Origin of the sequence: Paenarthrobacter sp. AR 02 (assembly GCF_021538675.1) — a bacterium.
Classification (GTDB): Bacteria; Actinomycetota; Actinomycetes; order Actinomycetales; family Micrococcaceae; genus Arthrobacter.
The window spans coordinates 272,457-284,346 of sequence record NZ_JAJUKH010000001.1; the positions used below are offsets into that span (position 1 = coordinate 272,457).

At 63.3% G+C, this 11,890-nt stretch carries 11 protein-coding genes; 6 read left to right on the forward strand and 5 right to left on the reverse strand.

Annotation, left to right across the window (positions count from 1 at the left end):
• Window positions 1-38: 38 nt before the first annotated feature.
• Complete coding sequence (gene efeO, locus LRQ04_RS01365) at window positions 39-1,226, forward strand: iron uptake system protein EfeO (RefSeq protein ID WP_235517205.1); 1,188 nt, start codon at window positions 39-41, stop codon at window positions 1,224-1,226.
• On the forward strand, window positions 1,223-2,659 hold the full coding sequence (gene efeB, locus LRQ04_RS01370; protein ID WP_374198915.1) for an iron uptake transporter deferrochelatase/peroxidase subunit: 1,437 nt from the start codon (window positions 1,223-1,225) through the stop codon (window positions 2,657-2,659). The genes efeO and efeB overlap by 4 nt, the downstream gene beginning before the upstream one ends.
• A 122-nt stretch (window positions 2,660-2,781) precedes the next feature.
• On the opposite strand, the gene htpX is transcribed toward efeB, so the two are convergent.
• Window positions 2,782-3,651, reverse strand: a complete 870-nt coding sequence (htpX, locus tag LRQ04_RS01375) for a zinc metalloprotease HtpX (RefSeq protein ID WP_235517206.1) — start codon at window positions 3,649-3,651, stop codon at window positions 2,782-2,784.
• A 104-nt stretch (window positions 3,652-3,755) separates the two neighbouring features.
• A complete protein-coding gene (locus LRQ04_RS01380; protein ID WP_235517207.1) occupies window positions 3,756-5,027 on the reverse strand; it encodes an MFS transporter in 1,272 nt (423 codons plus the stop codon).
• A gap of 85 nt (window positions 5,028-5,112) precedes the next feature.
• Between LRQ04_RS01380 and LRQ04_RS01385 the strand changes: the two genes are divergently transcribed.
• From LRQ04_RS01385 to LRQ04_RS01400, 4 genes are all read left to right on the forward strand, one after another.
• Entirely contained in the window at window positions 5,113-5,874 is a 762-nt protein-coding gene (locus LRQ04_RS01385) for a hypothetical protein (protein WP_235517208.1), read from the forward strand.
• 30 nt (window positions 5,875-5,904) lie between these two features.
• Window positions 5,905-6,327, forward strand: a complete 423-nt coding sequence (locus tag LRQ04_RS01390) for a Fur family transcriptional regulator (protein ID WP_235517209.1) — start codon at window positions 5,905-5,907, stop codon at window positions 6,325-6,327.
• Window positions 6,328-6,394: 67 nt separating this feature from the next.
• A complete protein-coding gene (locus tag LRQ04_RS01395; RefSeq protein WP_235517210.1) occupies window positions 6,395-7,876 on the forward strand; it encodes a catalase in 1,482 nt (493 codons plus the stop codon).
• Between the two features lie 112 nt (window positions 7,877-7,988).
• The gene (locus LRQ04_RS01400; RefSeq protein ID WP_235517211.1) at window positions 7,989-8,624 is read left to right on the forward strand and encodes a DUF2461 domain-containing protein; all 636 of its coding nucleotides are present in this window, start codon (window positions 7,989-7,991) and stop codon (window positions 8,622-8,624) included.
• Window positions 8,625-8,750: 126 nt separating this feature from the next.
• Here LRQ04_RS01400 and LRQ04_RS01405 read toward each other — a convergent pair whose 3' ends face one another.
• The 3 genes from LRQ04_RS01405 to adhP form a co-directional block, all read right to left on the reverse strand.
• Entirely contained in the window at window positions 8,751-10,304 is a 1,554-nt protein-coding gene (locus LRQ04_RS01405; protein ID WP_235517212.1) for an APC family permease, read from the reverse strand.
• Window positions 10,305-10,461: 157 nt separating this feature from the next.
• The gene (locus tag LRQ04_RS01410) at window positions 10,462-10,878 is read right to left on the reverse strand and encodes a DUF779 domain-containing protein (RefSeq protein ID WP_235517213.1); all 417 of its coding nucleotides are present in this window, start codon (window positions 10,876-10,878) and stop codon (window positions 10,462-10,464) included.
• Window positions 10,878-11,888, reverse strand: a complete 1,011-nt coding sequence (gene adhP / locus LRQ04_RS01415; RefSeq protein ID WP_235518613.1) for an alcohol dehydrogenase AdhP — start codon at window positions 11,886-11,888, stop codon at window positions 10,878-10,880. Before adhP ends, LRQ04_RS01410 begins: the two co-directional genes overlap by 1 nt.
• Window positions 11,889-11,890: the final 2 nt, after the last annotated feature.

The window sequence follows — 11,890 nt, forward strand, 5'->3', positions numbered from 1 at the left end:
CGCCCCGACGCCACTCCCCCTCAACGAAGGAAACACCTATGTTTGGCACTTTCCTGCCCTCATCCCCCACGTTCCGAAAGGCCCTTGCCGTCATCGGAGCAGCGGCTGCCGTGCCTTTGGTCCTGACGGGCTGCACGGACAACACCAAGCCGGCGAGCGCCACCGATGGACCCATCCAGGTCTCCAGCACCGCCAACGAGTGCAAGGTGTCCACGGAAACCGCACCCAGCGGCAACCTGACCTTTTCCGTGAAGAATGAGGGCACCGAAGTCACCGAGTTCTACCTGCTCGCCGAGGATGGCCTGCGGATCATTGGTGAAGTGGAGAACATCGGCCCGGGCATTTCCCGAAACCTGGTGGTGACTGCTCCCGCAGGAAAGTACACCACGGCGTGCAAGCCGGGCATGCAGGGTGACGGCATCCGGGCGTCCTTCGAAGTCACTGAGTCCGGCAACAAGCCCAGCGTCGATGCCGATCTCCAGAAGCTCGTGGACACGGGGACCCAGCAGTACGCGGCCTACGTCAAGGACCAGACCGAGCAGTTGGTCACGGGCACCAAGGCGTTCGCAGACGCTTTCGCTGCCGGTGACGCCGCCAAGGCTCGTGACCTGTACGCCGCCACACGAATGCACTGGGAGCGCATTGAACCCGTCGCGGAGTCCTTTGGCGATCTGGACCCCAAGCTCGACGCCCGCGAAGCGGACCTTGAGCCCGGCCAGGAATGGACTGGCTGGCACCGGGCCGAGAAGGACCTCTTCTCGCCGGCAGGCTACACGGCCATGACCTCCGCCGAGCGGACCGCCATCTCCACGCAGCTCGTCGCCGACACCGAGGACCTTGCCAAGCGCACCCGTACAGAGGAGCTCACGGCGGACAAGTTGGGCAACGGAGCCAAGGAACTGCTGGACGAAGTAGCCACGGGCAAGGTCACGGGCGAGGAAGAGATCTGGTCACACACCGATTTGTGGGACTTCCAGGCCAACGTTGACGGGGCCCGGATCGCCTTCGAGAGCCTGAAGCCGGCCTTGGAGCAGAAGAACCCTGAGCTCGCCACCTCCCTGGCAGGCAAGTTCGACGCCCTCCAGGCTGAGCTCAAGAAGCACGCAAAGGGCGAGGGCTTCGCCTACTACAACGAGCTGACCCCTGAGCAGGTCCAGCAGCTCGCCGCTTTGGTCGATTCGCTGGGTGAGCCCCTGTCCAGGCTCACGTCAGCCGTAGTGTTGTGAGCGGCTGCCCCTACGGGCACACCAGCGGTCCCGCCGACGCGGACCGCACTGGTGAGGTTGCCGGCGTCGAACGTTCCGGCGGGACTGCCGCCGTCGTGAGTTCGCCGGAAGCGTCCGACGGCGGTACGGCAGCTGCTGCGGGAACCGGCAGGTCGCGCTTTTCCCGCCGCGGGCTCCTGTCCCTCGCCGGTGTTGGCGGCGCGGGCGCCGTTGCGGGCCTCGCGGCCGGTTTCCTCGGCCACGACGTGGTGACGGCTGCCGAAGCGAAGGCAGCAACACCAGATGCTGCGTCAGGCGTCGTCCCGTTCTTCGGCCAGCACCAGGCCGGCATCACGACGCCTGCGCAGGACCGTCTACATATGGCCGCGTTCGATGTCACCACCGAGGACCGCAAGGAACTCATCAAGCTCCTCAAGGATTGGACGGCCGCAGCTGAGGCCATGACCACCGGCGCTCCGACGGGTAAAACCGGCGCGGTGGATGGACCTTACGATGCCCCACCGGAGGACACCGGTGAAGCGTTGGACCTGCCGGCGGCAAAATTGACCCTGACGTTCGGTTTCGGCGCTGGGTTGTTTGAAAAGGACGGCAAGGTCCGCTTTGGTCTGGAGAGGCGCCGCCCCGAGGCTTTGATCGATCTCCCGCATTTCCCGGGTGACGACCTGCAGCCAGCGCGCACCGGCGGAGACCTTGTAATCCAGGCCTGCGCCGACGACCCGCAGGTTGCCGTGCATGCCATCAGGAACCTGGCGAGGATTGGCTTCGGCAAGGTCCGGGTCCGTTGGTCGCAGCTGGGCTTTGGCAGAACGTCGTCGACGTCCAGGGCGCAGGTGACACCACGGAACCTCTTTGGCTTCAAGGACGGCACCAACAACCTCAAGGTTGAGGACAATGCACTGCTGGACGAGCACGTCTGGGTTTCCCCCACAGCTCGTTCGTCCGAGCAGTGGATGGCCGGCGGCAGCTACCTGGTAGCGCGCAGGATCCAAATGCACATCGAAACCTGGGACCGGACCTCGCTCCGGGAACAGGAGGGACTGATCGGCCGGACCAAGGGCGTGGGCGCTCCCCTGTCAGGCGGCGATGAATTTACCGCCCCCGACTTTGCCTTGGCCGGCCGGGAAGGCGCTCCGCTCATCCCACTCGACTCCCACATGCGCCTCGCCCACCCGGACCAGAACGGCGGTGTGAGGATGCTGCGCCGCGGCTACAACTTCACCGACGGTTCAGACGGCCTGGGACACCTGGACGCAGGGCTGTTCTTCATTGCTTTCGTCAAGGATCCACGGACGCACTACGTCCCCATGCAACTGGCACTGGCCAAGGGTGACACCCTGTCCGTGGAGTACTTGAAGCACACCGGTTCGGGTCTCTTCGCGGTGCCTCCGGGCGTGGAGGCGGGCGGGTTTATCGGCCAGGGGCTGTTCGCGTAGTCCGCCGGAAGTGGCAACGTCGCTGGCCCGCTGTTCCGTTGTTGGCCAGCGACGGATCAGCGGGTTGGCGACGGATCAGCCGAGGCGCGGCAGCCGAGACCCCGCAGCCGAGCAGGCGCTGGCTAGGAGAGCGGCCGCCCGGCCATCTGCTCCAGCCTGCTGATCCGGTCCTTCATCGGAGGATGGGTGGAGAACATCCGCCGCATGCCACCGCCCCGGAACGGGTTGGCGATCATGAGGTGCGAGGCATTGACCAGCTGCTGGTCCTGCGGCAGCGGCAGTTGGCTCACGCCGGACTCGATCTTGCGCAGGGCCGAAGCCAGGGCCAGCGGATCACCCGTCAGCTGGGCGCCGTCCTCGTCGGCGTCGTACTCGCGTGTCCGGGAGATAGCCATCTGGATCAGTGAAGCCGCGAACGGTGCCAGCAATGCCATGGCAATGGTGGCAAGCGGGTTGGCGTTGCGGCGATCACCGCTGCCGAAGATCAGCAGCATCTGGCCCACCGAGGTAATAACACCGGCCACGGCTGCCGCGACCGACGAGGTGAGGATGTCGCGGTTGTACACGTGCATCAGTTCATGCCCCAGCACGCCCCTGAGTTCACGCGCATCAAGCAGATGCAGGATTCCCTCGGTGCAGCACACTGCGGCGTTCTTCGGGTTCCGGCCCGTGGCAAATGCATTGGGTGTCATGGTGGGCGAAAGGTAGATCCGCGGCATGGGCTTGTTGGCTCGCACTGAGAGCTCACGGACAATCTGGTAAAGCTGCGGCGCCTGCGCTTCAGTGACCGGGTACGCGGCCATGGAGCGGATGGCGATCTTGTCGCTGTTCCAGTATCCGTAGGCCGTGGTCCCGACGCCGATCAGCGCCATGATCCAGATAGGCGTGGTGCTCCGGGTCCCGGCTGCGATGATGGCGCCCAACCCCAACAACACAGCCCACAGCACACCGAAAAGCGCTGCTGTCTTGAGTCCATTGTTGTGTTTATGCACGGTTATCGCTTTCTTCCGCTCTTGCTGGGGTTTTGTACGGATTAACGCCGACGCCGGTCCCCGGGTTCCGTTATCAGCCTACGTCGGCGGCCCGGTTGGCGGAGCTAGGGCACGGGATGCTTGGCATCGTAGGCGACAAAGCCTGTCTGGATGCGCGTGGTCAGCCATGCCAGGACAATGCACAAAAGCCCGCCGAACAACAGCACCCCGCCTTCGCTAAGGAACTGGGTGACCCCGCCGGCCAGCATGTCGCCGACCCGCGGTCCGCCCGCAACCACCACAATAAAGACGCCCTGGAGCCGTCCCCGGAGATGGTCGGGGGTAGCCGACTGAAGAATGGTGGTGCGGAAGACGGCACTGATGGAGTCGGAGATCCCCGCGAGCGCGCAACACAGGGCCGCAGGCAGCAACCAGGGCGTGACGCCTTCACGGCCCGAGTCCCCGGCCAGCAGCACCACCAGTCCGAATCCGGCAATCGAGGCTCCCCAGCCAACCACGGACCACACCACGGCGCTCCCCTGTTTCCGTACCCGGCCGAGGGGCCCGGAGAAGAGCCCGGCAAGGAAGGCCCCCACGGCTGTGGACGCCAGCAATACGCCCACCGTTGTTTCGCCTCCGCCGATCATGACGGCGCCAATGGCAGGCATGAGCGCCCTGGGTTGGGCGCAGATCATGGCGATGAGGTCGATGATGAAGGTCATGCGGACATTGGGCCGGGTTCCCAGGAAGCGGAAGCCTTCCACCACTGAACGCAGCCCCGGCCGCACCGCGTCCTTGGACGGTGGCAGTGGCGGAAGCAGGAAGAGCCCCCAGAGGGCAAACGTGAAGCTGATGACGTCAATGGTGTAGGTCCAACCAAACCCGATGGTGGCAACGAGGACACCGGCCAGCAGTGGTCCGGCCGTCATGGACAAGCCAAAGGTCAGCATGCTCAGGGCGTTGGCGGCCGGAAGCAGGTCCTTCCGGACAAGGAGCGGAATGATGGCGCTACGGGCCGGACCGTTGATGCCCTGCGCTCCGCTTTGGATCGCCACCAGGGCGTAGAGGATCCAGATGTTGCCAATCCCCAGCCAGGCCTGCAACGCCAGTCCTGCCGTGGTTGCCCAGAGGACCAGTGAAGCGATGATCGCCACCTTGCGGCGATCGTAGGCATCCGAGACAGAGCCTCCGTAGAGCCCTGCAATGACCAAGGGAACCAGTGCGAAGATCCCCAGTAGACCAACGTAGAAGCTCTCCTGGGTCAGCCTGTAAACCTCCAGGCTGACGGCCACCAACGTCAGTTGGGTACCAATGGCGGCCACCGAGGCTCCCAGCCAGAGTCGTCGGAAAGCGGGACTCTCCTTCAACGGAGTGATGTCTGCCAGTAGTTTCGCCACCGTCCAACCCTAACCAGCATGAGGGCGCCTCCCGCACGCGGCTCCCTGCTTGGTAGGCTCACCCCGGGGAGGGAGTTGACACGTCATGTCGCGACGATTGCTGTACCGTTCGGCCTTCTGGGAGATAGCCCGGCCGCGCCATCCCCTCACCGCCGGCCATGTGCTGCTCAGGTTGTCTGACCCTTCCACGGAGTTCGCCTACCCCTCGGCGACCGACTGGCTGCTCTGCCACAACCTGATCCGGACGGCACTCCGCGATGTCATGGGCGTTGTCCGTTGCCCCATCATGTTCAGCTACCGTTGGCACCCGCTCGGTGCTGCGATCGGCGAACCCGTCGCCGAATCCTCCACACCCACCTTCCACCTCTTCGGGCGTGGACCGGGTGAAACCACGACGCCGGGACACCAGTTGCTGTTGCCGGCGCACCGACGCGTGGGGGAACCGCTGGAACGGCTGGAAGCAACCGACGATGCGATCAGGGATGCGCTGGTACGTGCCCGACCAGCAGCAACGGCTCCGTTGCCGGACGGGGTGGGTACCGCCGTCGAGCCTGTCCTGGACCCGGGCGGGCTGGTTGAATCGACGGGCGCGGGGCGCAACCACGCAGTGATCCAACCGATCAGGGCCGTGGGGTCGATCGCGGAAGTCTCTCCGGCGGAGCTCTTGGCCATGGGCGCTGCCCTGGGCTCGCTGCCCCTGGCCGGCGGGCTCAGCGGGTTCAGCTGCCTGGCGCCAGACAACGGGGCCACAGTACGCGTCCATGCAATGGGACGGTCGGCCGCAGAGGAAGCGAATCCCTTGGAGTCTTTGCTGTGTTCACCCGAAGTTAGTCTTGCCTTATTGTGAACTCCTCATAATAAGTGTTTTACTGAATACATGACCGATCACACAGCCGAGCAAGCAGAATGGGCCGCAGCCCTGCATGCCCACGGCCGGCGTGTGACCAAACAGCGTCTGGCAGTCCTCGCCGCCGTCCAGCACCACCCGCACTCCCCGGCGGAAGGCATCCTTGCTGCTGCCCGCAAAGAGCTTCCTGAACTGACGGCGCAGTCCGTTTATGTAGTGCTTAGCGATCTCACGGACCTGCAGATGCTGCGCCGCTTCGAACCTCCGCACTCCCCGGCGCTTTATGAGACCCGGGTTGGCGATAACCACCACCACGCTGTGTGCATCAGCTGCGGCAGGGTGGAAGACGTGGATTGCGCCGTTGGACACGCCCCGTGCCTCACACCGCACTGGGATGAAAACTCCAAGCCAATGACCATCCAGATCGCAGATGTCCTGTACCAAGGCATCTGACAGGACTGCCAGTCCAAACAACAGCTTCCCGCAACTTCCGTAACTCAGAAATAGAAATAGGAGAACAATGACTGCCATTTCAACAACCCAGTCAGGTGCCCCCGTTACCTCCGACGCGCACTCGAAGTCCGTCGGCGCTGACGGTGCCATCATCCTCACCGACCACTACCTGGTGGAAAAGCTCGCACAGTTCAACCGCGAGCGGGTGCCGGAGCGTGTAGTGCACGCCAAGGGCGGCGGCGCATTCGGTACGTTCAAGACCACCTCGGACGTTTCGGCCTACACCAAGGCGGCTTTCCTGCAGCCGGGCGCCGAGACCGAGATGCTGATCCGTTTCTCCTCCGTCGCAGGCGAGAACGGCTCCCCCGACACGTGGCGCGACCCCCGCGGTTTCGCCGTGAAGTTCTACACCTCCGAGGGCAACTACGACCTCGTTGGCAACAACACCCCCGTCTTCTTCATCCGCGACGGCATCAAGTTCCCGGACTTCATCCACTCCCAGAAGCGCCTCCCGGGCAGCCACCTGCGCGACGCCGACATGCAGTGGGACTTCTGGACCCTGTCTCCCGAGTCCGCACACCAGGTCACCTGGCTCATGGGCGACCGTGGCCTCCCGGCTTCCTGGCGTGAAATGCAGGGCTATGGCTCGCACACGTACCAGTGGATCAACGCCGCAGGCGAGCGTTTCTGGGTCAAGTACCACTTCAAGTCCAACCAGGGCGTCAAGACCATCACCGGCGACCAGGCTGAAGAGCTTGCCGGTTCGGACGCGGACTTCTACATCCGCGACCTCAAGGAAAACATCGACGCCGGCAACTTCCCCTCCTGGGAACTGCACGTCCAGGTCATGCCGTACGAAGACGCCAAGACGTACCGCTTCAACCCGTTCGACCTGACCAAGGTTTGGCCGCACTCGGACTACCCGCTGATCCACGTGGGCACCATGGAGCTGAACAAGAACCCGGAGAACTACTTCGCGCAGATCGAACAGGCCACCTTCGCGCCGTCGAACTTCGTACCGGGCATCGCTGCTTCCCCGGACAAGATGCTGCAGGCCCGCATCTTCTCCTACGCGGATGCACACCGCTACCGCGTTGGCACCAACCACGCGCAGATCCCCGTGAACCAGCCGAAGAACGCTGTGAACAACTACAGCCAGGACGGACAGGGACGCTACCTGTTCAACTCCCCCTCCACGCCGGTCTACGCACCGAACTCCGTGGGTGGCCCGGCTGCTGTCGAGCCCACCTCACCCGCAGGTGGCTGGGAGAACGACGGCGAGCTCACCCTCGCCGCCCACACCCTGCACGCTGAGGACGACGACTTCGGCCAGGCCGGTACGCTGTACCGCGAGGTCTACGATGACGCCGCCAAGGCCCGCCTCCTGGACACCATCACCGGTGCTGTTGGCGGCGTGAAGAACGCCGATATCAAGGAACGCGCCATCCAGTACTGGACCAACGTTGACGCCGACCTCGGCGCCAAGCTCCGCGCCAACCTCGGCGCAGGCCAGACCGAGTCCGACGCCGAAGCAGCCAACAAGCTCTAAGCGTTGCCTTCAGGAACACCCCGTTGCGGATCTCCGCAACGGGGTGTTTCTTTTTCCACATAGCGCTTTGAACCTATGGCTCCGACCACCGCGCGGTTCATAGGATCCTTGCATGAGCACATTCAAAGGCATTTCCCCGGCCGCATTCCGCTTCTACGAGGAGCTTGAAGAGAACAACAACCGTGAGTGGTGGCTGGAGCATAAAGCAACGTACGACGACGAGGTCAAGGCACCGCTGACGGCCCTCCTTTCGGAGCTGGAGCCGCAGTTCGGCCCGGCAAAGATCTTCCGGCCGAACAGGGATATCAGGTTCTCCCAGGACAAGTCACCGTATAAGACAGCGCAGGGAGCCTTCGCGGCAACCCAGGAAGGTGTGGGGTTCTACGTCCAGATCAGCGCGGATGGCCTGCTGATTGGCGGCGGATACCACTCCCACACGCCGGCGCAGCTCGCACGTTTCCGGGCCGCAGTGGACGCTCCTGCCAGTGGTGAAGAACTGGAGGGCATTGTTGATGCTGTGGCGGCGTCAGGCTTCGTCATCGAAGGCGAAAAGCTGAAGACCGTACCCCGGGGCTTCGACAAGGACCACCCACGGGCTGAGCTGCTCAAACACAAGTCCCTGTCAGCGGGCGTTGAGGTGGGCCAGCCTGAATGGTTGGCCACCCCCGGGGCCAAGGATGAGATCGCTGCCCGCTGGGAAGTGCTGAGGCCTTTGGTGGAGTGGGTCAGTGAGCATGCAGCGCCGTAGGGTGGTGACACCCAAAAGCGCCCGGAAACTGTTGTTTCCGGACGCTTTTGTGGCTGATTCGTCATGGCTGTCTGACAGGCAGACGCTCTGACAGGCAGCCGCTCTGACGGTCAGGCGTAGGTCGTGTCAGACCTTGGTGAAGGTGTCTTCGTCCTCGTCGCCCTTGGACTGCTTGCTTCCGGCCGGAGCGTTGACAGAAGCCTTGGCAGAAGCGAACCTCTCGTTGAGGCGTGAGTGGCGCTGGCCGTAGGAGAAGTAGATGACCATGCCGATAACCAGCCAGATCGCGAAGAAGATCCACGTTTCCACAGCCAGGTTGGTCATCAGGTAAAGGCAGAGTACAGCGGAGACCCAGGGGATGACCTTGCCGAGAGGGACACGGAAGGCAGGCTTCAGGTCCGGGCGCTTCTTGCGCAGCACCAAAATGCCCAGGCTGACCATCACGAATGCGGAGAGCGTACCGATGTTGATCATTTCCTCGAGCAGATCCACCTTGGTCACGCCGGCCACCACTGCCACTGCGGCACCACAGATGATCTGCAGACGGGCTGGAGTGGAGCGCTTGTCGCTGGTCTTGGACAGGGAGCGCGGCAGCAGGCCGTCGCGGCTCATGGCAAGGACAACCCGGGACAGGCCCATGAGGAGCACCATGATTACGGTGGTCAGGCCAACCAGGGAGCCAAACGCGATGACCTTGGCTGCATCCGTGTTGCCGACGGCCTCGAAGGCTGTGGTCAGGGTTGGGTTCTTGACCTCTGCCAGTTGCGTGTAGGAGACCATGCCGGTAAGCGCCAGGGAGACCAGGATGTAAAGCAACGTAACAACGGCCAGGCCACCGAAGATGCCGCGCGGCAGGGTCTTCTGCGGGTTCTTGACCTCTTCGGCGGAGGTTGCCACCACGTCGAAGCCGATGAAGGCAAAGAACACCAGAGCGGCGCCGGCGAAGACGCCCAACGTTCCGTACTGGGCCGGGGCGGCGCCGGTGAGGAAGCCGAAGAAGGACTGCTTCATGACATCGGCAGCTCCGGAATCAGTGGGCTGCGAGGCCGGGACGAACGGCGTGTAGTTGGAGAACTTCACATAGCTGAAGCCAACAACGATCACGAAGAGCACCACTGCGATCTTGATCAGCGTGAAGACGTTGCCGACGCGTGCGGACAACTTTGTCCCCAGCACCAGCAGCACGGTGAAGATCGCGACAATAAGGAAAGCGCCCCAGTAAAGGTCAACGCCGCCAACGCTCACTGACGGCGGCATGTCCACGCCCATCAGGCCAAAGACGGTGCTGAGGTAGATTCCCCAGTACTTCGCGATAACGGCAGCGGCGGTGAACAGCTCAAGGATGAGGTTCCAGCCGATGATCCACGCGAGGACTTCGCCCATGGTGGCGTAGGTAAACACGTACGCTGAGCCTGCCACCGGGATGGCCGTAGCGAATTCTGCGTAGCACATGATGGCCAGCGCACAGGTGACGGCGGCAATGGCAAAGGAGATGGTGACGGCCGGGCCTGCAAAGTTTGCGGCGGCTTTCGCACCAACGGAGAAGATGCCGGCACCGACGGCTACGGCGACACCCATGATCATGAGGTCCCAGGTGCTGAGGCTGCGTTTCAGCTTGCGCCCGGGTTCGTCGGCATCAGCGATCGACTGCTCGATCGACTTGGTCCTGAAAATGTTCATAAAAATGCCACATTCTGGATGGGAGTGGTATAGGACTCATCAAGGATAGTGTCCGGCCAATGGACGGCCACATTTATCCCAAATAGTGAGACGCGCCCCGAGACTCCGTGACTCCTGTGGCTGGTGTGACGAAGGCGGGTAGCCTCCGTCACACCTTTCACGTGCTCGGTACGTCCCAGTCCATCAGGGTGGAACGGATAAGGAATCTCTTCCCTTCCGGGGACTCCACCGAGAAACCGCTGCCCCGTCCCGGAACCACGTCCACGGTGAGGTGCGTGTGGGACCAGTAGGCGAACTGTTCCTTGGACATCCAGAACTCCAACGGTTGCGCTTGGCCGTCGGACCCAAGGTCGAACCGGCCCAGCAAAACATCGGAATCGCTGGTCAGGAACTCCCCCGCCGGGTAGCACATGGGCGCGGAACCGTCGCAGCAACCACCGGACTGATGGAACATCAGCGGGCCATGCTGCTCCCATAGCTTCCGCAGCAGTTCCACGGACGCTGCGGTGAGCGCCACCCGGGAAAAGTCTTCCCCTGGCAGCGTCACCGCAGCTTCCAAGCTGGTGTTGTTCATCAGAACTTCAGCACCACTCGGCCGTCGATCTTGGCGTGTTTCATTTCGTCAAAGACCGCGTTGACCTCGGAGAGCTCACGGGTGGAGACCGTCGGCTTGATCTTCCCCTGGGCATAGAACTCCAGTGCTTCCTCGAGGTCCTGCCGGGTACCGACGATGGAACCGCGTACGGTGAGGCCCTTGAGAACAATGTCAAAGATCGGGGCAGGGAAATCCCCCGGAGGAAGACCGTTGAACACAATTGTTCCGCCGCGACGGGCCATGCCAATGGCTTGCCCAAATGCGGATGGATGCACGGCAGTCACCAGCACGCCGTGGCAACCCCCGGTCTCACGCTGGATGACCTCGGCCGGATCCTCATGGAGGGCATTGACGGTCAGCTCGGCACCGTGTTCTTTCGCCAGCGCCAGTTTGTCGTCTGCGATGTCCACCGCTGCCACCCGAAGGCCCATCGCCACCGCATACTGCACCGCGATATGCCCCAGACCGCCAATGCCCGAGATGGTGACCCACTGGCCGGGCCTGGTCTCCGTCATCTTCAAACCCTTGTAGACAGTGACACCGGCGCACAGTACAGGCGCCACTTCCACCGGATCCGAACCCTCCGGGATGCGCGCTGCGAACCTGGTGTCCACCAGCATGTACTCACCAAACGAGCCATCGACGCTGTAGCCGCCATTCTGCTGGGACTCGCACAAGGTCTCCCAGCCGGTGCGGCAATATTGGCAGTCGCCGCACGCGGACCAGAGCCAGGCGTTGCCCACCAAGTCCCCGATTGCCACGTCCGTGACTCCTTCACCCAAGGCAACTACTTCGCCAACGCCCTCGTGCCCCGGCACGAAAGGAGGAGTCGGTTTGATCGGCCAGTCGCCTTCGGCGGCGTGCAGGTCGGTGTGACATACCCCCGATGTGATGAGGCGGACCAGCGCCTGGCCGGGACCCGGCGTCGGCCTTTCCATTTCCTTGATCTCGAGGTCGGTACCGAACTTGGTGACGACTGCAGCTTGCATGG

Bases quoted from the DNA above. Each gene is read 5' to 3' on its own strand.
- adhP (WP_235518613.1), bottom strand. From the start codon at position 11,888: ATGCAAGCTGCAGTCGTCACCAAGTTCGGTACCGACCTCGAGATCAAG.
- efeO (WP_235517205.1), top strand. From the start codon at position 39: ATGTTTGGCACTTTCCTGCCCTCATCCCCCACGTTCCGAAAGGCCCTT.
- LRQ04_RS01385 (WP_235517208.1), top strand. From the start codon at position 5,113: ATGTCGCGACGATTGCTGTACCGTTCGGCCTTCTGGGAGATAGCCCGG.
- LRQ04_RS01395 (WP_235517210.1), top strand. From the start codon at position 6,395: ATGACTGCCATTTCAACAACCCAGTCAGGTGCCCCCGTTACCTCCGAC.
- LRQ04_RS01400 (WP_235517211.1), top strand. From the start codon at position 7,989: ATGAGCACATTCAAAGGCATTTCCCCGGCCGCATTCCGCTTCTACGAG.
- LRQ04_RS01390 (WP_235517209.1), top strand. From the start codon at position 5,905: ATGACCGATCACACAGCCGAGCAAGCAGAATGGGCCGCAGCCCTGCAT.
- LRQ04_RS01410 (WP_235517213.1), bottom strand. From the start codon at position 10,878: ATGAACAACACCAGCTTGGAAGCTGCGGTGACGCTGCCAGGGGAAGAC.
- LRQ04_RS01405 (WP_235517212.1), bottom strand. From the start codon at position 10,304: ATGAACATTTTCAGGACCAAGTCGATCGAGCAGTCGATCGCTGATGCC.